The sequence below is a fragment of the Bacteroidota bacterium genome, assembly GCA_016722565.1.
GTDB lineage: Bacteria > Bacteroidota > Bacteroidia > 2-12-FULL-35-15 > 2-12-FULL-35-15 > 2-12-FULL-35-15.
Genome location: JADKIU010000002.1, coordinates 381,671 through 404,775, shown reverse-complemented (window position 1 = coordinate 404,775; position 23,105 = coordinate 381,671). Strand labels below are relative to the sequence as shown.

19 protein-coding genes are annotated in these 23,105 nt (G+C 37.0%); 6 read left to right on the top strand and 13 right to left on the bottom strand.

The window, feature by feature from the left end; genetic code table 11:
• Window positions 1–127: 127 nt before the first annotated feature.
• The 5 genes from IPP64_07130 to surE form a co-directional block, all read right to left on the bottom strand.
• The gene (locus tag IPP64_07130) at window positions 128–1,108 is read right to left on the bottom strand and encodes a DUF2279 domain-containing protein (GenBank protein MBL0329179.1); all 981 of its coding nucleotides are present in this window, start codon (window positions 1,106–1,108) and stop codon (window positions 128–130) included.
• 222 nt (window positions 1,109–1,330) lie between these two features.
• Window positions 1,331–2,497, bottom strand: a complete 1,167-nt coding sequence (locus tag IPP64_07125; GenBank protein MBL0329178.1) for a SpoIID/LytB domain-containing protein — start codon at window positions 2,495–2,497, stop codon at window positions 1,331–1,333.
• 5 nt (window positions 2,498–2,502) lie between these two features.
• Entirely contained in the window at window positions 2,503–3,603 is a 1,101-nt protein-coding gene (gene lpxB / locus IPP64_07120; GenBank protein MBL0329177.1) for a lipid-A-disaccharide synthase, read from the bottom strand.
• Window positions 3,604–3,879 (bottom strand): hypothetical protein, encoded by a 276-nt coding sequence (locus tag IPP64_07115; protein ID MBL0329176.1) that lies wholly within the window; start codon window positions 3,877–3,879, stop codon window positions 3,604–3,606. It lies immediately after the preceding gene.
• Window positions 3,880–3,889: 10 nt separating this feature from the next.
• Window positions 3,890–4,663, bottom strand: coding sequence for a 5'/3'-nucleotidase SurE (surE, locus tag IPP64_07110; protein ID MBL0329175.1), 774 nt, complete (start codon window positions 4,661–4,663; stop codon window positions 3,890–3,892).
• 128 nt (window positions 4,664–4,791) lie between these two features.
• On the opposite strand from surE, the gene IPP64_07105 reads away from it, so the two are divergent.
• Together IPP64_07105 and IPP64_07100 are read left to right on the top strand one after the other, a co-directional pair.
• Window positions 4,792–6,141, top strand: a complete 1,350-nt coding sequence (locus tag IPP64_07105) for an FAD/NAD(P)-binding protein (protein ID MBL0329174.1) — start codon at window positions 4,792–4,794, stop codon at window positions 6,139–6,141.
• A 22-nt stretch (window positions 6,142–6,163) separates the two neighbouring features.
• The gene (locus IPP64_07100) at window positions 6,164–7,384 is read left to right on the top strand and encodes a 4-hydroxy-3-methylbut-2-enyl diphosphate reductase (GenBank protein ID MBL0329173.1); all 1,221 of its coding nucleotides are present in this window, start codon (window positions 6,164–6,166) and stop codon (window positions 7,382–7,384) included.
• A 72-nt stretch (window positions 7,385–7,456) separates the two neighbouring features.
• Here the strand turns inward: IPP64_07100 and IPP64_07095 are convergent, their stop codons facing one another.
• Complete coding sequence (locus tag IPP64_07095) at window positions 7,457–9,289, bottom strand: T9SS type A sorting domain-containing protein (GenBank protein ID MBL0329172.1); 1,833 nt, start codon at window positions 9,287–9,289, stop codon at window positions 7,457–7,459.
• Between the two features lie 111 nt (window positions 9,290–9,400).
• On the opposite strand from IPP64_07095, the gene IPP64_07090 reads away from it, so the two are divergent.
• Window positions 9,401–10,213 carry a DUF3108 domain-containing protein gene (locus IPP64_07090; GenBank protein MBL0329171.1) on the top strand — a complete coding sequence of 271 codons (813 nt, stop codon included), beginning with the start codon at window positions 9,401–9,403 and terminating at the stop codon, window positions 10,211–10,213.
• 58 nt (window positions 10,214–10,271) lie between these two features.
• On the opposite strand, the gene IPP64_07085 is transcribed toward IPP64_07090, so the two are convergent.
• Window positions 10,272–10,634, bottom strand: a complete 363-nt coding sequence (locus tag IPP64_07085; protein MBL0329170.1) for a T9SS type A sorting domain-containing protein — start codon at window positions 10,632–10,634, stop codon at window positions 10,272–10,274.
• 220 nt (window positions 10,635–10,854) lie between these two features.
• Here IPP64_07085 and IPP64_07080 point away from each other — a divergent pair, with 220 nt between their 5' ends.
• Entirely contained in the window at window positions 10,855–11,817 is a 963-nt protein-coding gene (locus IPP64_07080; protein ID MBL0329169.1) for a DMT family transporter, read from the top strand.
• Window positions 11,818–11,821: 4 nt separating this feature from the next.
• Here IPP64_07080 and IPP64_07075 read toward each other — a convergent pair whose 3' ends face one another.
• Window positions 11,822–12,016 carry a hypothetical protein gene (locus tag IPP64_07075; protein ID MBL0329168.1) on the bottom strand — a complete coding sequence of 65 codons (195 nt, stop codon included), beginning with the start codon at window positions 12,014–12,016 and terminating at the stop codon, window positions 11,822–11,824.
• Window positions 12,007–12,555 (bottom strand): hypothetical protein, encoded by a 549-nt coding sequence (locus tag IPP64_07070; GenBank protein ID MBL0329167.1) that lies wholly within the window; start codon window positions 12,553–12,555, stop codon window positions 12,007–12,009. The genes IPP64_07075 and IPP64_07070 overlap by 10 nt, the downstream gene beginning before the upstream one ends.
• Before the next feature lie 64 nt (window positions 12,556–12,619).
• Here IPP64_07070 and IPP64_07065 point away from each other — a divergent pair, with 64 nt between their 5' ends.
• Window positions 12,620–13,138: a hypothetical protein gene (locus tag IPP64_07065; GenBank protein ID MBL0329166.1), complete on the top strand. Its 519-nt coding sequence runs from the start codon at window positions 12,620–12,622 to the stop codon at window positions 13,136–13,138.
• 54 nt (window positions 13,139–13,192) lie between these two features.
• Here IPP64_07065 and IPP64_07060 read toward each other — a convergent pair whose 3' ends face one another.
• From IPP64_07060 to IPP64_07050, 3 genes are read right to left on the bottom strand one after another with little or no spacing between them, the layout of a single operon-like run.
• A complete protein-coding gene (locus IPP64_07060) occupies window positions 13,193–13,993 on the bottom strand; it encodes a M48 family metallopeptidase (GenBank protein ID MBL0329165.1) in 801 nt (266 codons plus the stop codon).
• A 10-nt stretch (window positions 13,994–14,003) separates the two neighbouring features.
• Window positions 14,004–14,306 (bottom strand): ATP-dependent Clp protease adaptor ClpS, encoded by a 303-nt coding sequence (locus IPP64_07055; GenBank protein MBL0329164.1) that lies wholly within the window; start codon window positions 14,304–14,306, stop codon window positions 14,004–14,006.
• 13 nt (window positions 14,307–14,319) lie between these two features.
• A complete protein-coding gene (locus IPP64_07050) occupies window positions 14,320–20,316 on the bottom strand; it encodes a PD40 domain-containing protein (GenBank protein ID MBL0329163.1) in 5,997 nt (1,998 codons plus the stop codon).
• A gap of 240 nt (window positions 20,317–20,556) precedes the next feature.
• Here IPP64_07050 and IPP64_07045 point away from each other — a divergent pair, with 240 nt between their 5' ends.
• Complete coding sequence (locus IPP64_07045) at window positions 20,557–22,002, top strand: right-handed parallel beta-helix repeat-containing protein (GenBank protein MBL0329162.1); 1,446 nt, start codon at window positions 20,557–20,559, stop codon at window positions 22,000–22,002.
• A 55-nt stretch (window positions 22,003–22,057) separates the two neighbouring features.
• On the opposite strand, the gene IPP64_07040 is transcribed toward IPP64_07045, so the two are convergent.
• Window positions 22,058–23,095, bottom strand: coding sequence for a PorP/SprF family type IX secretion system membrane protein (locus IPP64_07040; protein MBL0329161.1), 1,038 nt, complete (start codon window positions 23,093–23,095; stop codon window positions 22,058–22,060).
• Window positions 23,096–23,105: the final 10 nt, after the last annotated feature.

The following is a 23,105-nucleotide window of genomic DNA, read 5'->3' as shown; positions in this document are numbered from 1 at the left end:
AACACAACACGACCTCTACGTTAATTTTTTTTACGAACATCCTGTGTGTTCTATTGTTAGAATATTACACATAAATAAACATATTGAAATGGAATCAAAATAGATAATAGGATACAATCGCTATAGCTTAAAACCCCAACCAACTTCCCTTTACACCTTTTTCAGAAAACTCAATAGCGGGTGCCGGAATTTTCAAATAACCGATTGAATAAAATACCGTATTCAGGAATTTCGATTTTGTTTTTATTCGAGTTAAGTCTACATCCAACGATAAATAGTATTGGCGGTAACGATCGTGACGAATTTGAAAACCATCGGCATCGGTATACGGAGGATTAAAATCTCCACCTGTCATTCCGTTTGCACCATAACCAACTGCCACATTTAGCCATTTAGGAAATTTCGTTTCTTTGCGCATGAACGAAGCGAGATTCACCGAAAGCCAATACGTTTGTCCGTTATAATCTTTTAAAATATTTTCTTGCAAATTCTTGCCCAACACATTCGGGCGAAATTTTGAATATTCGCTTTGCATAAACGAGAATTTCAATACAATGCGCTGTTCATCCCACGCCAATTCTTGTCCAATGCACAACAACGAACCAGCAGTATTTGAAGCAAAATCGCCCCATGAAAATCCCCACTCGGAAGAATATCCATCCAATACTTCGATTGTACTTTGATAAACAGAGCCTAACATTCCACCATACCAAATGGCTTTTTTGCGTTTTACACCACTCCATTTATAAAGTTGAGTTCCAACTCTTCCGATGTAATAAGATGTTGTTACATGTCCTACTTTATCCATTTGCAACCATTCTCTGGTATCGTCAAAAGAATGCATGGATGAACGCGGATAGTCTTTGTACCATAATTCATTTAAGCCAATGAGTGAGCCAGTGTATAATATTGTTTCTGCGCCTGCCACAAGAACAAAACGCTTTTTCGAAAAAGGTTGAATCGAATTTGAATCTGCCGCATAATTTACCGTTCTCGCTCCATGAATGGGTGGAAGTACCTTCGTACTATCTTGCGCAGTTTGTCCGACTGAATTACGATAAGCAACTGAAAGAGTAAGTAATAAAAGATATTTAATAGTAAATCGCACGAATAAAGATAAGAAAGATTTTCTTTCAGTTCGTCATTGCGAGGAACGAAGCAATCTATCATGATGTGAAGATAAGTCCTATTTGAAACACAGATTGCTTCGTTCCTCGCAATGACGCTCCATAATACCCATAACTCAAAAGATAATTTAGACTATTAGCTAGGATCCCCCTTGTCGTGGCAAGTAATTACGGTTGGCATAGTGGAACCGCTCGAGAGAAAATTATTCCTGTCGAAAATAACTCAAAGCAGATAAATCCACCAAGTGCACATCTTTATAATAGAAATTTAAGATCTCTTTATACGAATAATTTAAACCGGCCATACGCATGGCTCCCTCCTGACACAAACCAACTCCATGCCCATAACCTCGTCCATTAAACACAACCGTTTCGCCTTGTTGTTCTACGGAAAAGTAGGTTGATTTCAGTTGGAAGTCCGCACGAATTACTTTCAATGGAATTTTTAAATCTTTATCTGTAAAATAAATCGCTCTTCCATTCGGTTGCGAAAAAGTGGTTGCATTGTTTAACTTCAAACTATCGTCTACCGGATATTTATGTTTTAATTGTAAGTATGCTTTCCAATCTTCCAAGGGAATACTGCGTTTCCAATGCGCATGGGTTTGCGACATACAAAATGTATCCTTCACCGATTTTAAGTACGAGGTTGACATTGCCCAAACATCTTGTGAAGCCACGGTTTGTCCGCCACAATTGGAATGAAAGGCAGCTGTAATTAAATTTAAATCATTGTCCACTACAACTAAACCTTTTGTATCGTTCACTCCTTTTTGAATGTCTGCATCGGTTGTACGGCTCAAATAAGCTTGACAATGCACATCGTCACATACCTGAAAGCCTTCCGGGACATGGCGAGTGATGTGTGCCAATAAATAGGTTCTGCATAAAATCGATTGCAACTTATAATATTCTAAACTGGTTCGTTTTCCGGATTCTGACTCCACTACTCCACCAATGTATTTTTCAATGTCTACTTTGTTGATGAGCAAAAACTGCTTTTTATCAGACGTTAAGTGAATGGTTACATCATCTTCATAGGTTCGTACTTTTCCCTCCGGAACAACGGATTTAATTTTAAATGCACCACCAGGTTGTTTCGAAAGCATTTTGAGGGAAGCATATTTACCGATGGTATGTTCAAATGTTTTTAAAATAATGGAATCCTTTTCGATGGTGAGTTGAAAAATTCCAGGAGTATCACTATTTAAAAGCAATACGCCATCACCATAAACATCATAGGTACCGTTTATTGGAGAAAAGATAAAGGATTGAATCACTTTGGTGGTCAGGATTCGAACATTAATTACAGCCGCATGCGTAGAGATAAAAACAGAAAAGCAAGAAAGGAATAAAAGTAGTTTTTTCATTTGCATTACTGTTTCAAATAATTGATCATCAACTGCGCTGTTTTTTGTGATGCACCCAAACCGCCTAATTTGGTTTTTAGTTCGGCATAATCAGCCAGAAGTTTGTTTCGTGTTTCGGGTATTAGAAGTTTATCCAATTCCAATTTCAAATTTTGTTCATTCAAATCGTCTTGAATCAACTCTCGAACAATCTCTTTGTCCATAATGAGGTTCACCAAGGAAATGTATTTTACTTTTATCAATTGTTTGGCAATTATATATGAGATTTTTCCGGCAATGTAACACACCACTTCAGGTACGCCAAACAAAGCAGTTTCAAGGGTTGCTGTTCCTGAAGCCACCAATGCTGCTTCAGATTTTTGAAGCAATTGATAGGTTTTTCCAAAAACAATTTTCACATCCTTATCCGGAAAAAAGGTTTGATAATATTCCGGAGTTTGCGAAGGAGCGCCCGCCACCACAAATTGGTAGTTCGGATAAAATTTTCGCATCGATAACATCAAAGGTAATAATGTAGAAATTTCTTGTTTCCTACTTCCCGGTAAAATCGCAATAATCGGTTTATCGGTCACAATTCCCAATTCGCTTGATTCACTCGAATAATTATCTACAGCGTCCAACAAAGGATGTCCAACAAAATCAACAGGGTAATCAAAACGGCTGTAAAATTCTTTTTCGAAGGGAAGAATCACAAACATTTTGTCTACAATCTTTTTGATTTTATGTACACGTGATTGTTTCCAAGCCCAAATTTGTGGAGAGATATAATAAAACACTTTAATATTGTTTGCTTTTGCAAACTCCGCAATGCGCAGATTGAATCCGGGATAATCCACAAGGATTAATACATCCGGACGATGTTCTAAGATATCTTTTTTACATAAATCAATATTTTTAAAGATGGTGCGAATATTCATCAGGACTTCTGTAAATCCCATGAACGCTAAATCGCGGTAATGTTTCACAATTTCGCCACCTTGCTTTTGCATTAAATCGCCTCCCCAACAACGAAACTGAGCAGCTGTATCCAACACTTTTAAGGATTTCATTAAATTGGAAGCATGTAAATCCCCTGACGCTTCGCCTGCTATGATGTAGTAGTTCATTTATCCGATGCGTAAGTAGTTGGTAAAAAAGGTCAAGCAAAAAATAATACCGGCCCAAGCCAATGTAGAAATCAAAACACCTTTTAAACCATTGTATTTATCTCTGCGTTGATATACATAAAAAGGTATTAAGTTCGCAGCGATGCACAAGCTCACATTTATTTTTTTGATTCCGGAATCGTACACGAAAAAATAATAGATCGTGTAAACGATGATGGGTGTTAAGATGCCCAACACCAACCCTACCCATGTTTGATTCCAATTAAAATTTTTCATTTTATTTAATTTAAAGTTTCCACTTTTCAATTTCTTTAATCGAATGGTGTGCGGTCATATCAAACTGAGTAGGAACAATCGAAACGTATTGATTTTCCAATGCCCATACGTCCGTATCTTTTTTCCCTTTATCATAGTTATCAAATCGGCCGGTGAGCCAAAAATAGGTTTTCCCGCTAGGATCTTTTCGTTCGTCCAGCTCTTCAATCCAGTTTGCTCGTGCTTGTCGGCATACTTTTATTCCTTTAATCAAATCGTATTTTACTTTCGGAATATTTACGTTTAAACAAACACCTTTAGGCATTCCATTTTCAAGGACTTGATTTACGATTGTTTTTACAATCTTTTTTGCGGCTGTAAAATCAGCATCAATGGATTCATTCAGCAATGAAAAACCTACTGAAGGAACGCCTTCAATAGCACCTTCAACAGCAGCCGACATTGTTCCGGAATAAATAACGTTGATGGACATATTTGATCCATGGTTGATTCCTGACACCACTATATCCGGTTTGCGTTTTAAAATTTTATTGATGGCAATTTTGACACAATCTACTGGAGTACCGGTACAGCTGTACTCTTCTTTTACACCGTAAATATTTACTTTGTGAATGCGCAAGGTGGCATTGATGGTAATTGCATGCCCCATGCCTGATTGTGGCTTGTCGGGTGCCACCACCACCACATCACCGATGGTCTTCACCACTTCAATTAAGGAAGCAATTCCTGGAGCAGTAATACCATCATCGTTGGTAACGAGTATTAAAGGACGTTTTGTTTTCATTCCTACAAAATTACTGAGTAATCTTAAATTTGTTGGGGTTCAAACAACAATGCATTCACAATTAATTGTTGATAAAACAGACAAAAATTATCTGAAATCAGATGGTAAGTTCCTAATTTTACTTGCAGATGAAAACAATTGTTGTTATTGGCGGTGGCTGGAGCGGAACATTCACAGCAATACAATTGCTTGAGAGGAGCAAAACGGTTCGGGTGAAAATTATTCATTCAGGGCCTCCACTCGGTTTGGGAATTGCATACAGCACCAACGAATCGGAGCATCTGTTAAATGTTCCTGCAGGACGAATGAGTGCATTTAAAAATAAGCCCAACCACTTTTCTGATTGGTTGATCTCAAAAGGCTATTCAACAAATCCGACCAATGAATTTGTCCCACGCAAAGTATATGGAAACTACCTGCTCGAACTCGTTGAAAAATATCAAAGCAACCAACAACTGGAAGTGATTGATGCCAGAGCAATCGACATACAAAAATCAAAGAATCACTATGAGATTCTATTAAACACCAACAATTCGGTTTTTGCGGATAAAATCGTTTTAGCATTGGGAAATTTTCTTCCCGCTTCTCCCAAATTAAAGTCGCCTGCTTTTTATAAAAGCAATCGTTATTTTCAAAATCCGTGGACAAACGATTATCTAAATAACATAGCTACTGATAAAAATATATTGCTGATTGGCACAGGATTAACAATGGTTGATTGTATTTTAAGTTTAAAGAAAATCGATTTCCAAAAAACAATCTATGTTGTTTCACCGAGAGGCTACACTCCTGTTGCTCATGGCCCTCTTGAAACCTATCCTGATTTCTATTCGGAGTTAGAAAATAAGTCATTACTCGACATCTACAAAACGATTCGAAAACATATCCGCAAAGCAGCCAAAGAGAATATTACCTGGAGAGCGGTGATCGATTCTTTACGTCCGAATGCTCAGCAGATCTGGCTGCATTTATCAGAGAAAGATAAACAACAGTTTATTTCACACTTGCGACATATCTGGGGTGTTGTGCGCCACCGCTTGCCTATTAAAACATATGAGGAGATGAATCAACTCCAAACATCCGGACAAATGGAGGTGATAGGAGGACGAATTGACAATCTGCAGGAACAAAGCGGGAATATTTCAGTAACCATTCAATTGAGAAAGCAGTCGGTTATTCGTGAATTAAATGTGGGAACAGTTGTGAATTGTACAGGTCCGCAAACGAATTACAACGATTTGCAAGATCAGCTAATCATGAATTTATTGAGCAAAAAAATGATTCTTTCAGATCCATTAAAAATGGGTATACAAGCAACAATCAATGGTGAAGTTTTACAAAACAACCAAGAAGTCTCTAAAGATTTGTATGCCCTTGGCTCCATGCTTCGTGGCTTATTTTGGGAAACAACAGCCATTCCGGATATTCGAATACAAACAGAACATATTGCCAAACAAATTATTAATTCTATTAAATAGAAATCCGTAATTTTGTTGCGCAATGAAAAACTTTAACATTCCCGATTTTTATAAAAGTCCTGTTATTTCAAAAGTAAAAGAGATTCGTAAAATAAACGATCCACGTAAAAAGGATTTTACCCCTACCCTTTTGGATTTTGGTCCGGTGCGTTTTCACATTGCTCGACATTTTGGTTTTTGTTATGGTGTTGAAAATGCGATTGAAATTTCTTACAAAGCCATTGAAGAAAATCCCGATAAAAAAATATACTTATTGAGTCAAATGATTCATAACCCGGATGTAAACAACGATTTATTAAACCGTGGAGTGAAATTTTTGATGGATACCTCCGGCAATCAAATTATTCCTTTCGATGCGTTAAATGCGAGCGACATTGTGATTATTCCTGCCTTTGGAACCACATTAACGATTGAAAAGGAATTAAACCGATTAGGCATCGAAGTCCGAAAATACGATACCACTTGTCCATTTGTAGAACGTGTGTGGAAAAAGTCGGAGAAATTAGGCGAGGATAAATACAGTATTATTATTCACGGTAAATTTAACCATGAAGAAACCAGAGCAACATATTCACGAAGTGAACAAAATGCTCCTTCTATCATCGTAAAAGACATCGTTGAATCCAGAGTGCTTGGAGAATATATTTTAGGAAATATTGACATCGATGCATTTAATAAGGTATTCAAAGGCAAACACTCTGACAATTTTGACCCAACAAAACATCTTGAACGCGTAGGTGTAATCAATCAAACAACCATGTTGGCAACCGAAACACAAGAAATTGCCGATTATTTTAAAAGCATTATGGTCCAGAAGTTTGGAGATGCCGACTTAAAGAATCATTTTGCGGATACACGAGACACACTGTGTTATGCAACCAACGAAAATCAAGAAGCAACCTATGGTTTGTTAAAAAATAAGGCCGACATTGCAATTGTTGTTGGTGGATACAACAGCTCCAACACTTCACACATTGTGGAATTATGTGAAGAAAAACTTCCAACGTATTTTATTTCTTCTGCAAAAGAAATCGTTTCTATAAATGAAATCCACCATTTCGATTTTTCACATCAGAAACACTTGCACAGCCTTGATTTTATTCCGGAGAAGAATGTCATTGATATCATCCTTACGAGTGGTGCCTCCTGCCCTGACTCGATTGTGGATGAAGTTTTACAGAAGATTATTTCGTATTTCCCATCTGCTAAAAAAATAGATGAAGTGATTGGTGGCTTGAACTAAACTGATTATTTACAACCAATAAAAAAAGGCGTTCCATTTCTAGAACGCCGTTTGTTTTTGATTACAAAACTTTTATTTGGTAATCACCAATTTTCTCACAATCACTTCCCCATCCACAGCAATTTTGCATGTATAGATACCTGCGTCTAAAGAAGCAACGTTAATAGAAAACTTACCTGAATTTGACTGCATATTAGCAGAAGTAACCGTTACCAATTTACCTTGTACATCATACAACTGATAGAATAGATTTTTCACATTGAATGGAATATCATAATTGATTGTCGCCATTGTCGATGAAGGATTCGGATAAAAGTCACCGAAATAATTATTCATTGCATTTTCAGTGATACTTGCACCTGAAACAATAATCTTTTCGATTCCAATATTGATCATCAAATCCTCTGTTTCACGGTAGCGGTATGGCGCCCATGTATTGCTGATAATTTCAAACGTACGGAAAGAGAAAGGAGGAACTTGATTTTGTCCTAAGGTCAATGCATCACCATTCATCACCCATGCCACATATACCCCACCGGAGTTAATGGTCAATGCAGTCGGTAAAGGAATTGTATTCCATGTAGAAGTGAATACAGATGTTGAAGGAATATAGATAGAATCCAATTGAGTTCCAGCAGCACCGGAAGCAACATTATCATCATAAATCACCATCGAATATCCTACAGACATTGGATTGGCAACAATATATGCATACATTTCTGTAAGTTTTACGGGATAGCAAGGAGGAACAAAATAGATGGCAGCACCACCTTCACCACCGGTCCAGTTTAAGCCGCCCAATCCAGCTTCCACATTGTTATCATATGATAAACGAATTGCAGTGGTTGTGGTATCAATTACCACAATTTCCTGAACTTTCTGATCATTACTAGGAGTTGCATCTCCCGGTAATTGTGTATTTGTTAAAAATCGAAATGTTCCTGCAGTTGTCGGATTGAATAAATTCGTCATGGTCATGTTCTCTGTTTGTCCCGGAGTAGACGCCAAGCTCATTTTATTGTCCGACACAATGGTTGATCCAACGGAATTTAACACACGAGAGAACACATTGTAAGAAGGCAAATTTTGATTTCCTGTATTTTTGATGCTGGTTGTCATCGTAAACGGCAATCCATTTCGCGAACGGAAAACACCACCTGTTTCGGTATTGTCATTATAAGTGGTAGATGCATCATTAACCACATAAGTCGTATTACTTGGATACATGTATTTGATTGCATAATTAACAGGAGGAAAAACATTCAACGAATGTTGCAAACCAATGTTTCCTGAATTGTTTTCGATACCGATTACCACATTCGTTCCGGCAGCAGGAAAGCCGGTTTGTGTTTTGTATTGGTAGGTAATTGAACTATCCACCGCACTTAAAATGATTTGAAACTCATTGTTGCCTGAACCAGCAGGAATTGCCGCATCATAAAAAGGAACATTCAACCAAGAAACAATTAATGTGTCTTGAGCAGGATTCGTGTATCGCCAGCACTCAGCAGTATTCGAAATATCAAATAATAAATCACATGCCATTGCAGCTAAGAAATTTTGTGTACCTGCAGTATTTGGAATCATACCAAAAGGAGCGGAAATTTGTCCGTTTGTAAAACCGATATATCCATTAGAGCCAACCCAAAATTGAGAAACATCGTACCAATAGTAGTGAAAAGGAAAACCAATTGGGAATGAACCAACAGTATTATCATCCGCCAAAAAGCGTACTTCTTGAGCACCAACCAAAGGAAGTATATCAATCCAGTTGTAAACCGGTCCAAGCGTATCATTGCTGTCGCGCCAAATGTAACCATAAGCATCTGGTCCACCCATTGTTTGTGCCGACAATGTGTTTATTCCTAAAATGCATGCAAAAAGTAGTGTAGCTATTTTTTTCATTTTGATGTATTTTTTGAGTTTTAATTTCGTTAAACAAATATATCAAAATTTGGCTAAAATGGAAGAGAATAATCATCCATATTAAAAGAATATAATTCGTACTTTTAAAAGATGAAAACACGGCTGTTTTTCTTATTTCTTTTCCTTCAACTGTCGCTTTTAGCACAGAAGAATTGCACAATAGAAAACAACAGTTTTAAAGCCGGAGAACAATTCAATTATAAAATATTCTACAATTGGGGAGCCATCTGGATGGAAGCCGGTGAAGCGAGTTTCAGTGTTTTCCTAAATAAAATGAACGGCAAAAATGTGTATCATTTTGTAGGGTTAGGAGCAACTTATCCAAAGTATGATTGGTTTTATAAAGTCCGCGATAAATATGAATCGTATACGGATACTGCAACATTAAAACCATTGCGCTTTATTCGCGATGCCAAAGAAGGTGGAAGTTATACCTATGATGATTATGTGTTTAACCAGAAAAAAAACAAGGTATATACCTCTTCCAAGCGCAATCGAAAGCCGTCAAAATTAGATTCAATTAGTGTTAATGCTTGCACCAATGATGTGATGACGGCCATATTTTATGCACGTTGTTTGGATTTTTCAAAATACAAACCCAAAGATACCATCCCGATTACGTTTGTTTTAGATGGAGAAGTGTTCCCTTCTTATATTCGCTATCTTGGAAAAGAAACAATAAAATCGGAATTGCTTGGCACTGTTCGATGCATCAAATTTAGTCCGAAGTTAATTGAAGGAACGATTTTTAAAGGTGGTGAAGGCATGGTGGTTTGGGTGACCGATGATGAAAACAAAATGCCAGTTTATGTAGAAACCCCAATTGTTGTAGGAACAATAAAAGTACGACTGTTTAAATACGAAGGATTAAAGAATCCTATAAACTGCATTGTACCAAAATAAAAACAGCTCTTATCCGAAGATGAAGAGCTGTTTTAGAAATTGTTTAGAGAGACAATTTTTACTTTACAATGAGTTTTTGATGAAATACTTTATCATTAGCCGAAGCGGAAATCAAATAGATGCCGGAATTTAAACGATGACCATCTGAAGTAATGGTGAATAAGAAACCATCGTTTTCCATTAATTCTACTTTCGAGTAGATTTCACGACCTAGCATATCATAAACTACCACCAATAAATTTTCAGCCTTAAAACCTTGTAAACTTACATAGGTGTCAGCATCACTTTGGTTTGGATTAGGAAAAACTTTAAAGTCAGCACTTTCTGCAGGGATTTGACTCTTTTGTGCAGCAGCAGTTTGAGCAATCATAAAAAATGAAATACAAAAGCCGATAATGGATATTTTTCTGAATGCGTTCATGTATACTTTTTTAATATTGGTTTAACAAATAGAGTTTAATTTTTTTACAAAAGCAAAACACTGAGGACGAACTTATTAACACCTGAATGTGCGATTACACTAACATTTTACTACGAAATAGCACTTTTTATCGATGAATACATTTTATGCTACTATTAACAGCAAAAAAAGAGGGGGATCCGACAAAAAGGTACATTTGCAATGCATAATCTGAAAATCGTTGGAAAGCCACACATTTGAATATTTAGGTGAACTAGTAGCATTAGGAACCACACTTTCCTGGAGCATAGGTATATTTCCATTTACCGAAGCGGCCCGCAGGATGGGGCCAAATGCTGTCAATCACATTCGCCTTGTATTTGCAGTCATCTTTTTAACTATTATCTCTCTAATTGTTTTACCCATATCCTTCTCCGATTTATTTACAAGCCCTTTGCCACAGCATTGGCTCTGGTTTGGAGCATCCGGGTTAATCGGATTAGCGCTGGGTGATTATTTCGGGTTTACCTCTTTTGTTATTTTGGGAACCCGCATCGGAAGTATCTTTACAACCCTTGCTCCTGCAGCCGCATTGTTATCCGCATTTTTCCTAATTGGTGAACGCATCAACTTTATTGGAATCATTGGCATTCTCATCACCATTGCCGGAGTTGTATGGTTAATCCTGAACAGAGGCGGAAAAGAACCCATGCAGAATCATGCAATTGGCTCTGTCAAGAAAGGCATTTTGTTTGCGATTTTATCAGCGGTTTGTCAGGGTGTCGGACTAGTACTTGCTAACAAAGGATTTGAATCACAGATAAATGGACACGATTTACCTTTTTTTCAAGCCACTTGGATTCGTATGATCATTGCTGCTTCGATTATGTATTTGATTACCATCGTAAGAGGCAAGTTTAAAGAAACCACTCAACCCGTTTTAGAAAATAAAAACAACGGAGTTGTTTTTGCTTTAGGAGGAACGATCTTCGGTCCTGTTATTGGAGTAAGCACATCTATGTTGGCGGTTTCTTTACTCCACAACAAACCATCCGTAGCCCAAACCATATTTGCTTTAGTGCCGGTTTTTGTATTGCCCCTCTCCTATTTGTTTTACAGAGAAAAAATAACCCTAAAATCAATTATTGCGGCATTGATTGCGATTGCAGGTGTGATGGTGTTGATTTGGAGAGAGCATTTTTAATTTTTCAGTCTTCAATTTTTATTGGAGGTGTGTCTACAATATTGGGATAACTAAAATGTTTAATTGGAATTGAAATTGTTTGAAAGCCCATACCACCCAACATGATAGGAATAACTTCCAAATCAATGTTAATTGAAACGCTGTTTTCTAAAATCAATTCTTTCAAAGCAAGTGTATAATCGACTGATTTCACTTCCATACGGAGCTTCGTATTTTTTTAGTATCCACATTAAACTTGTATTCACCTAAACTATCCGTTTCAACCATTGCAATTAATGAATCTCCCTCCAATAATGAAACTGTAACAAAAGGCATTACTTCCTTTGTTTCCTTATCTGCAACTACACCACAAATTTCAATCATATTGGTATCTGAAACAATTTTGAAAAAATTATTTTTTAAATGAGAAAAAACTGTTGCTTTTGATGATTGTATAGAAAATAAACTTGTTCCAAAACAAACAATTACTGCAAGACAGAATCGCTTAGTATAAGAGACGTGAGCTCGTTCAATTTGTGAATCTACATATTGTTTGTGTAATTGCATTCCTGTTAATCTTCCGCATAAGCTGCCGTTACTTTCAGAATAAGCTTGCCTAATTTGATCAAAAGAAGAATTAGAAAAATCATGTACCTGCTTTTGACAAGAATTACAAAAACGACCCTTTTCGGAAAAATGCATCGTCTCCCAGACTTGGCTACAAGGCTCTTTAATTGAAAGAAATTTCTGATGAATCATATCAATAAATTTACGGATATTTGTGTTATCATAACAAGGACTTTATGTTATCAAAAAAATAAATATGGACGCCACAAACGACTTAAAAAAATATTTCAATTCCAAAGAATACGCAACTACCATTGTTGGTAACACCCAAGATGGTGTCACCATGCCTGTAACAAATGAAGATAAAATTTCTGCACTGATCTCGTTACTGACCGATCCTGCAAATAAAGAAATAAAAGAAGAGGCTTTGCTTACATTAAAAAAAGAAAAAGGTGGTGATACTTTGCTATTAGCAATTGCCAGTCCGAAAGCCAAAGATGTTCGCCACCTCCTTGTTGCAGCATGCTGGGAATCGGAAATTAATTTTAGTAAATACTTGCCCTTTTTTATTTTATTGGCATTGGATGAAAACTACCTTATCTCATTAGAAGCAATTACCACCATTGAAAATATGGAAGGGCCATTTACAGAGACGGATGTGAACGCTGCGATAAAAAAAGTTAAAGACTTCAAGAAAAATATTACTTCTGAAAGACAAGTACTATTGAATGATTTAGTGGATACCTTGACAAGCTTTTTGACTGAGAAAGAGTAACAATAGTGAATACGAAATCACACTGCTAAAAGCAATGTGATTCATATTCCACCACTACTTTTTATAATACTTCATTGCCTCCGGCAAAAATGCTTTAATATCTGCTATACGAGTCGCATCACTCGGATGAGTGCTTAAAATTTCCGGTGGTTTATTTCCTCCGCTTGCTTGTTCCATGCGCTCCCAAAAGGCAATCGCTTCCGAAGGGTCATAACCTGCAATCGCCATAAAAACCAAGCCCATTTTATCCGCTTCACTTTCATGTGTGCGGGAATATTTTAACATTCCCAACTGAGAAGTAACACCATACGATTGTAAAAATAAATTTTGAGTTAATTGTGGTTTTTGCGAAAGAGCAACAGACAAAGCCGCACCACCCGCTTGTACTAATAAACCTTGGCTCATACGTTCGTTCCCATGGCGGGCTACTGCATGTGCAATTTCGTGTCCCATTACGCAAGCCAATCCGGCTTCAGTTTGTGTTACAGGAAGTAACCCAGAATACACAACCACCTTTCCGCCCGGCATACACCAAGCATTCACTGTATTTTCATTTACCATGTGAAACTCCCATTGATAGCCTTCTAATCGGCTGGATAAACCTTTATCTGCCATAAATTTCTCGACTGCCTTTTGCATGTTCACACCAATGCGTGAAACCATTTTTGCATTCGCATCGGTTTCAGCTACAGCAGGATTTTTTGATAAAAACTCAGCATAACTTGTCAAACTCATCCCAATCATTTCCGATTCGGATATCAAACTCATTTGCTTTCGTCCGGTAATAGGTACTTTCTGACAAGCAATAATCACAATGGCCAATGCGCCAACCGCTAATACAATTTTCTTTTTCATAACTATTTTTTTATTCAATCTCCGCAGTAATTCCTCTTTCAAGCAATGCAGTACACATCGGTTCTAAAGCATCATAGGAACCTTTTTTCACAGAACATTTTCCTTTATAATGAATCAAAAATGTGCATTGCTCTGCTTGTATGGGATCGTGTTTACATACTTTAATCAACGACTCTATGACATGATCAAAGGTGTTAAAATCATCGTTGTAAACAATCAATTGTTTTCCTTCAACTTCCACTTCATCCGGAGCTAATAATACCTCCGATTCAGTATCAAATTCATGTTGCTTATCAAAATCGTTAATCTTCATTTTTTCAATCTGGTTAATTTCCCATTAAAGCTCTGGCTTCATCAATAGAGATTTTCGCTCCATCTTTATAAGCCACAATAAATGCATCTGTAATTCCAGCCTCCGCAACAACTTCTGCTCTTACTGTACTTGCTTCTGCGTATGTTTTGTAGGTTCCAACCGTATAGATGGTTAACCCATTCTGATCTTTATAATTCTTCACACCTTTTTTTGCAATCTTTAAAAACTTGTTGGCAATTTCCAAAGGCACTTCTTCTTTAAATGCACCAATTTGAACTTTAAACACAATTCCAGAATCAATCTGCATTACATTACTTGCTTCAGCAGCTGACTTCACCTGATCGCTTACAACGGGAAGTGTAGTAATAACGCTTGCAGGTATAGGATTCGTATTTGTTGAAGGAGTAGTTACAACCGTTTCAACAGGAGTTGTAGCAACAGGATTGGTTGTTTCTCTTCTCTCAGCGGCAGGTGGTGTAGTCACAACAGGTGTGGTAGTCGTTCTCGGGCTCACCGGAGTAGTTGCTCTGTTTGCAGAAGCTGTAAAAGTTGGCAACTGATTAATATTGGGAGCTGTTGAATAGGCTGCAGTACCTTCTTTAATCAGTTTATCTGCTTCCGGTAATGAAATACGTTTACCATTGTAATATGCTGTTACAAATGCATCTTTAATTCCAACATCCACAATCATGTTTTTTGCTTCAATCGCACGCGGAACATTATTATAGATACCTGTATTGTATCTAAAGTTTCCATTAGGAGCCGTTTCAGTATACAACGGTTGAATGTTGTATAATTTTGCAGAAGAAACTATTTGTGAATACACTCCGATTTGAACTGTATAGAAAAGTCCTCCAACAGTTGCGATGTTCTGAGTATTTGGCGGTGTTGTCAGTTGCGAATTTGAATTATTCACCGGAATATTCGGATTGGTTACAACAGAAGTAGCTGGATTTGTTTCGGTTGTTGTTGTTGTGTTATTCACAACAGCTGAACCATTAGTCGTTTCAGATGACGTGCTAGTTGGATTAGTTGAAGAAGGTGGAACAGAAACACCGGCCATCGCCATTGCTTCCAATATTGGAATCCGTTTTCCATTTAAAAAAGCAACCACAAAGGCATCTTTGTATCCAAGGTCTCTAATTTCTTGTTTTACTTTATCTGCTGTTGTGAAGGAAGTAAATAAACCTGCGGTATATCGTGTAAATCCTTGAGGAGTTGTTTCACCTGTTATTGGCGACATTCCTTTAAACAAATCCTGAGGAATTGGATTTCTAAATGCACCAATTTGTACTTTAAAAATTAAGCCTTCCGGTAATTTTTCATTTACCGGAATTGGTTTTGCAGCAGAATAAACAGGAACGGATGTTTTTACAAACACTTCATTGGTTTGTACTCCAGAATCATTCGTAACTAAAACGGAAGAACCAGTCGTATTCTCTGGTGTTTTAGTTTCTGTTGTTTTAACATCAGCTATTGTATTATCCGGGGTTTTGGTTTCTGTTGTTTTAACATCAGTTACTGTATTATCCGGGGTTTGGGTTTCTGTCGTTTTAACATCAGCTACAGTATTGTCCGGGGTTTTGGTTTCTGTTGTTTTAACATCAGCTACTGCATTATCCGGGGTTTTGGTATCTGTCGTTTTAACATCAACTACTGTGTTATCCGGGGTTTTGGTTTCTGTCGTTTTAACATCAGCTATTGAATTGTCCGGTGTTTTGGTTTCGGAAGTTTTTGCATCGACAATTGCATTATCAGGTGTTTTTGTTTCAGCGGTTTTAGCTGCAACATCTGGAGTATATTTTAAATAGATTGAAGTTGCTTTTTGTTGCTTTTCCAATGCAATCATTTCATTTTTATATGCATCTTCTAAGGCAGATTCTTTTTCATAAAATGTGCTTGCTGTGGATGCTAGTTCACGCGATTTTTGCGCTCGATTGAAAAATATATCCGCCTCATCATTCATCATTTCAGCCATCGACAAATCATCTGAAGTATTCCCTTTGGTAGCTTTTACAAATTGATCTAATTTACTTTTATTATCACCATATTCTTTTGTATTGGCTACACCAATTATCTGAGCAGCTTCTAATTGTTTCGTTTCCGACAATTTAGCGAACTCCTCAGCTTCTGCATAAATTGCATTTCTTGTTGTTGTATTGCTTTCTGCGGTAGCTTTCGCTTTTAAATCGTTGGATTGCGACATTAATCCATCTGCTTCCTTGTTTAAGGTTGTTGCTTTTACCGATTGCTCATTGGCTGTTGGGGAAGAATATGCAAAACCTTTTTCTTCTGTTTGTGCAGATTTAGCATCCGTCACAGCATTGTCTGTCGTTTTTGTATCAACGATTGCATTGTCAGATGTCTTTGTTTCTGATGTTTTTGTATCAACCGTAGCATTATCTGATGTTTTTGTTTCGGTTGTTTTAGAATCAGCAACTGAATTGTCAGTTGTTTTCGTCTCTATTGCTTTTACATCCGTTACGGCAGCATCTGTAGTTTTTGTATCTGTTGTTTTGGTATCAGCAACTGCATTATCGGTTGTTTTTGTTTCAGTTGTTGCAGCAATCGTTGGATTATTAATACGTTCTACTTTCGCTAAACTTTGCTCAGCTTCTTTTTGTTTTTCCTTTGATAAATCTTCCCCTTGTTTGATTTTCATCGCCAACAATGCTTTCATTTCAGGATCTGAACTGGCATTTAACTCTTGTTTTTTCTTCTCAACATCTGCATCAATTGCTTTGCTCCAATTCATCAACGCATCCGCTTTTGCCTTTTCTCGATCAACCTCATTTGGAATTGAATTGGTTGCAGCAACTTCATTACTATATTTCGTATTGATATTGGTAGTGGTTGAAACAGCATTATCAGAAGTATTATTTTCTGAGGTAGTTGAACCATTTTCTGCAACAACATTATCTGTTGTTTTTGTAGAATTATCAGCAACAACAGCATCTTCCTTTTTCAACTTCTCAACGGTTGCAAGTGCTTCGGAAGTGGATTTTTGTTTTTCTTTCAATTCTTTTTCAAGCGCTGCAATGTCTGAATTCAACTCTTTCTTCTTTGTTTTATCTTTTTCAGTTTTCGCTTCTGTTTTTTTAGCGGCAATGTCTTCACTGATGGAATCCGACCATTCTTTTAACAATTCAGCTTTTTTATTCTCACGTTCTAAATCATTTTGAATATTATTGGCAGCGGAAAGTTCTACGTTGAATTTTTGAGTATAATCAACTTTTGTTTCAGTCGTATTATCAGCAACAGCATTATCGGTTGTTTGGTTTTCCGTTGTTTTTGAATCCGCAACAGCAGTATCCGTTGTTTTTGTTTCAGTTGTTTTCGAATCTGTTACCGCAACGTCTGTCGTCTTGTTATCTGCAACAGCATTGTCAGTTGTTTTTGTTTCAGTTGTTTTTGAATCTGTTACTGCAACGTCAGTTGTCTTAGAATCACTTGTCTTGTTATCAGCAACAGCATTCTCTGTTGTTTTTGCTTCGGTTGTTTTCGAATCAGCTACTGAATTATCAGTTGTTTTCGTATCAGTAGTTTTAGAATCCGTTACAGGATTTGATTTTGCATTCGTGGTATTCAAAGCAACGGCATTATCAGAAACGGGAGTGTTTTTAATTGTGTTTACTTGGGCTTCCAATTTTGCCTTATCAACCATTGCCACATCCGCAGCAACTTTTTCGTTGGTTGTTGTTTTTGCTTTATCAAAAATATTCGACACCAATGCCGTTTCATTCAAGGCACCATTGTATTCTTTTTGCAGCTGTGCTACTTTTTGTTCGTTTAATGCTAAATCTTTTTTGCTGTCTTCGGTGTCCATTTTCAAACCTTCCACTTGATCCAACAAACCTTGTTTTACTTTGGCATTCCTTTCTTTGTCTGCTTCAGCCTGGGTGGTAACAATCAATGCTTCATTGTCAGCAATTTCTTGTTTGATATCGGCAGAAGTTTGAATTGCTTTTTCCCAATCCCTCTTCTTGTTATCCACATCCATCTTTAGGCTATTCGCTAAAGTAGGATTGTTATTTTGTTCGGCTAAAGCATCTAACTTTTTTTGTTGCTCTTCCAACTTCGCAAACAAGGCTGGATCTGTATTTTTGGATTTAACAGCAGCTTCCAAATCTTTTGCATATTGCATCGATAGTTCTGCCTCTTGTTCTTTTGCTGCTGCCCTGAATTCAATTTTCTTTGCCAAATTAAATGCAGCAACCGTTTCCTGATTCAATTCTTCAGCTTCTTTTGTGGCGGCATTCGCTTCTTCAATGGTGGCTTGTTTTGTAACATTATCCGACATTTTAGAGGCATCCGCTATCAATTGCTCCGCCTCTTTTGCTTTATTGATTGCCAATTCATTCTTTTGATTTGCCAAAACCAAAGCAACATCCGCTTGTTCTTTTAGATCTTTGGCTTCTTTCGCCACTTCTTCTGCATCCGAGTATCCAATTTTAACAATATCATCGTTTGTTAATTTGGTCGTATTTGTTGTTGTATTGTCTTTGGTTGTTGCAGCAACATCTGTTGCATTATCAGCATCTTTTGTAGTGGATGTATTCGATGCACTTGCATCATTCACATTCACATCCATCTTCGATTTTTCCTTAATAAAGTTTAATGCCAATAAATAACTTGCATCATCCAATACTTCATCAAACAAATTTTTGATAATTAACTTATCTGTCCCCAACTCATAACTAATCTCTTGTTTCATCGGGCGAAATACATATTGGACAGGCACTTCCACTACATCGGATTGTGTCGCAAATCCAGTTGCTTCCACCGTAAACAAAAACTTTCCACCATTCGGAACATTAATCAAATAAACTCCATTGGAAGCTTTTGAATTAAAAATACCGAGAATGACATTATCAGCTAAATCCTTTACAGTAATCTTCACATCAATTGCTTGGTTGTCGCGATTCTTAATCACCGCTCCTTTAATGATTGCTATATCGATTGGCTTGCGCTCTACATTGATATGATAAACAGCAGTTTTACCACTCTTACTTGCCCTTGCGGACGAGAAATAGGCTTCTTTTTCATCCTCATTGGTTACATACAAAACATCATCATCGGGAGTATTGATAGGAAAATCAAGGTTCACCGGTTTGTTCCAGGTATTGGTTTCCTCGTTTAAAGTCGTTTTGTAAATATCGTAACCACCCATTGAATTATGCCCTTTCGAACAGAAATACAATACTTTTCCATTGGGATGTAAGAAAGGAAAATCTTCATCGTATTCTGTATTTACAGGATAACCTAATGTTTGTGGCTTACTCCATTCGCCTGTAGGGAGTTTACGAATAATGTAAATATCTTTTCCCTGATCCATGTTATCACCATAGCTGGAAAAAAACACCTGATTGTTATTGGATGCGAGATAAATAATTGATTTCTCTTTTTTCTTTTTATCGAGCGCTGTTTTAAAAGCTTCTTCATCTGGTTTGGCAAGGAGTTTACCGCCAATGCCGGAAATATCATAAGAGCGATAAAAGTCGGTACGACTCATTTCTTTCTTTTCAATCACCACCAAATCGGTTAAGTTGCGGAGTAATTTTTTACCGCTTCTGCACATTTCAATTTGTCGATCCACCATTAATTTTTCCGCTTTAGCAGAAGATGCCACATCTTTATATTTCGTGTATTCTTTGATGGCATCATCAAAACGATAATTCAAATGGTAGGCTTTGGCCAGATAAAAGAATACTTCTTTCTCCACTTCCGGTTTATTAGAAGCGAATTCTAAAAAAGCAATCGGTTTTTCTTTATCATCGCTGGCGTAGAGCATACATACACCCAAGCGATAATTGAAATCAGGGTCCTTTGGATAAATACTCGTTAATTGGGAATATAAGGGATAGGCTTCTTCAAACTCATCTTCATCAAATAGCTTGAGAGCTTGAGCTTTTAATTCTTCCTCCGAACCAAAAGTGGTTTGAGCCGAAGCAATGCGCGTGCAGAATGCAAACGTGATTAGCAATAAGTAAACAAACCTTACATGCTTCATATACAGAATTCCTGTTTTACAGGAAGAATTGTGCTTTAATTGATAATTAACAAAATAGTGATTTACAACACGTTGCCATATACAAAACGATATTTGTGACCACCTTAACATACAAATTTAAGTTTTTTTATTGATTGATGCTATTTCTTAGCAAATTCCATAGATTGGGGGCAATTTTCATCCCATTAAAATATTTGAGCTCAAATTCCGTTAGTTTAGCGCTTCTCCTATCTTTGTATTATGAAATTGAAACAGATTCTGCCTTTTTGCCTCTTATTTATTGTTGTTTTATCTTCCTGCAGGAAGGATGAATTGATTACCGATTCTAGTGCTAAACTTGAATTTTCAGCGGATACCGTATTGTTTGATACGGTTTTCCATTATGCCGGTTCTACTACGAAAGTATTTCGTATTTACAATCAACATGACCAACCTATAAACATTTCAAAAGCATATTTAGCAGGTGGTTCAAGTTCTGCATTCAAATTAAACATTGATGGAATTTCCACAACAGCCAGCATGCCGGTATTAACGGATATTGAAATTTTGGGCGGAGATAGTATGTATGTATTTGTTCAAGTGTATGTGAATCCTTCCGGAAGTATGCCCGTAATTATTAAAGATTCAATCATTTTTGAAACCAACGGAAATATACAAGATGTAAAGTTGATTGCAATTGGGCAAGATGTGTATTTACATAAACCATTGCCGGGAAAATTTTACTCCATTACATCTGCTTTTTCAGGAACGGATACAACCTTACCCAACGATAAACCACATTTAATGTTTGGATATGTTGTTGTTGATTCTGCAAAAAAAGTAATTATTCAGCAAAACACTAAAATATACATGCATAATAACGCTGTGCTTTGGGTATATAGAGATGGGACGTTAGAAATTGCGGGTACTTATAATAACGAAGTAACTTTTCAAGGTGACCGCTTGGAAGCTGAATACAAAGATGTTCCGGGGCAATGGGGGAAAATATGGCTCTCCGCCTTGAGCAAAAACAATATTATCAATTACGCAATTATTAAAAACGGACAGATTGGAATACAGGTTGATACTGTTGCATCGCTTACCACTCCCACGCTTCGCCTATCGAACACCATTGTAAAAAACATGTCGGCTGCCGCTTTATACGGACAAGGTGCTCATATTAGAGCTGTAAATTGTGTATTTGCAAACTGCGGACAATATGTCGCAGCACTTACCATTGGCGGGAAATACCGATTTGAACATTGCACGTTTGCCAATTACTGGAGCTACGATAGTCGCACAACACCCATTCTTGCAATGAGTAATTACTATTATTCGGCAGGCGGTTCACAAATTCTCCGACCGATGGACAGCTGTTACTTTGGAAACTGTATTATTTATGGCGATATCGCTGAAGAAATTGGAATGGATACAGCATTAACCAGCGGTGCTTTTTCTTATGAATTTGAATACACCTTATTAAAAACAGAAAGAGCTATTCCAAACGGAATTCATTACAATAGTGCATATAAAAATTTTGATCCAGGCTTTACGGATATTGGAGCTAACAATTACAAACCGTTAACGACTGCAAATGTTGTAAATAAAGGCAATCCTGCTCCGGGTTCTATTATTCTTTATGATATTAATACTGTTCTACGGCCTATGGGCGGACTTTCAGATCTTGGAGCTTACGAGGTCAATTAATAATAAAAAATCCCTTCGGAATATACCGAAGGGATTTTTTATCTTTCAGAACAGTTTATAAGAATCTTGCTCTTGCTTTTTTCGCTTGTTTGTTTTTAAAGATTCCGTTGTACTGAAGGAACAATTCAAATCCTCCAACCGACTTAGATGTAGGAGTTAATTTAGAAGCCGTTACTTCATAGGCTGCACCAAAAGCAAACTCTTTAAATTCATATCGGAAGGTAACATATACAGCATCTCTGAAACGGTAAAACACTCCAAAATAAACTGCTTTATCCGTTTGATTGCTCGTATAACGAGATGCTTCCTCCAACACGTATTTTACGTTCAAACCACCATTTAATAATAAGGATGAACCTTGCTGATAAGCAATAATACTTGGCATTAAGGTAGTATTACTTGTTTCACTCAATTTATAACCAATATTCCATTGTACTCCGAATTTAGGAATCAATCGTTCCGGGCCACCAATAACACTTACACGTGGTGCGGTAAAATGGTGAAATGAAAAACCGAGTGCGCTTCTGAATAAATGGTTCGTTCTAAAATTCCAAACAATTCCGGTAGACATGTCTAAATACCCAGTTCCTCCTCCACCTTCAGCCACTCCAAAACTTGGATCATAGGTTCCTGAAACAGGATTGTATTGACTGTCCCATTTCACACCACCCAATGAAACCGATTTGATATTGTAACCAATGGTATAGCCTAACGTAATGTTGTGTTTTTGGCGACCACCAATAAATTTGGTAAACGAAACCAATGCATTGTAGGATTGTGTTTTTAATCGCATCGGTCCTTGATTATCATTCACAATGTTTAACCCAGCTGCAAAAAAATCATCACTCAACATGCGCTTTTTAAAAATCGGACCATCCACTGCCACATTAAATGTTTTATATGGATTGGTAACCGTAAACCATTGCATCCGATACAATGTGTATGCTCTAATATCCGAATTAATTGCTCCGGTATTTCCCGGATTTGCATTCAATGGTGCTAAGTAAAACTGAGAGAAATGATAATCTTGTGCAGACAGAGAAGTCACACAGGAAACCAAAGCAAATACGGTATATATAATTTTTTTAATCATAAATCATTTT

Coding starts and splice junctions, on each gene's coding strand:
- IPP64_07125 (MBL0329178.1), bottom strand. CDS start 2,497: ATGAAAAAACTACTTTTATTCCTTTCTTGCTTTTCTGTTTTTATCTCT.
- lpxB (MBL0329177.1), bottom strand. CDS start 3,603: ATGAACTACTACATCATAGCAGGCGAAGCGTCAGGGGATTTACATGCT.
- IPP64_07115 (MBL0329176.1), bottom strand. CDS start 3,879: ATGAAAAATTTTAATTGGAATCAAACATGGGTAGGGTTGGTGTTGGGC.
- surE (MBL0329175.1), bottom strand. CDS start 4,663: ATGAAAACAAAACGTCCTTTAATACTCGTTACCAACGATGATGGTATT.
- IPP64_07105 (MBL0329174.1), top strand. CDS start 4,792: ATGAAAACAATTGTTGTTATTGGCGGTGGCTGGAGCGGAACATTCACA.
- IPP64_07100 (MBL0329173.1), top strand. CDS start 6,164: ATGAAAAACTTTAACATTCCCGATTTTTATAAAAGTCCTGTTATTTCA.
- IPP64_07095 (MBL0329172.1), bottom strand. CDS start 9,289: ATGAAAAAAATAGCTACACTACTTTTTGCATGCATTTTAGGAATAAAC.
- IPP64_07090 (MBL0329171.1), top strand. CDS start 9,401: ATGAAAACACGGCTGTTTTTCTTATTTCTTTTCCTTCAACTGTCGCTT.
- IPP64_07085 (MBL0329170.1), bottom strand. CDS start 10,634: ATGAACGCATTCAGAAAAATATCCATTATCGGCTTTTGTATTTCATTT.
- IPP64_07075 (MBL0329168.1), bottom strand. CDS start 12,016: ATGGAAGTGAAATCAGTCGATTATACACTTGCTTTGAAAGAATTGATT.
- IPP64_07070 (MBL0329167.1), bottom strand. CDS start 12,555: ATGATTCATCAGAAATTTCTTTCAATTAAAGAGCCTTGTAGCCAAGTC.
- IPP64_07065 (MBL0329166.1), top strand. CDS start 12,620: ATGGACGCCACAAACGACTTAAAAAAATATTTCAATTCCAAAGAATAC.
- IPP64_07060 (MBL0329165.1), bottom strand. CDS start 13,993: ATGAAAAAGAAAATTGTATTAGCGGTTGGCGCATTGGCCATTGTGATT.
- IPP64_07055 (MBL0329164.1), bottom strand. CDS start 14,306: ATGAAGATTAACGATTTTGATAAGCAACATGAATTTGATACTGAATCG.
- IPP64_07050 (MBL0329163.1), bottom strand. CDS start 20,316: ATGAAGCATGTAAGGTTTGTTTACTTATTGCTAATCACGTTTGCATTC.
- IPP64_07045 (MBL0329162.1), top strand. CDS start 20,557: ATGAAATTGAAACAGATTCTGCCTTTTTGCCTCTTATTTATTGTTGTT.
- IPP64_07040 (MBL0329161.1), bottom strand. CDS start 23,095: ATGATTAAAAAAATTATATATACCGTATTTGCTTTGGTTTCCTGTGTG.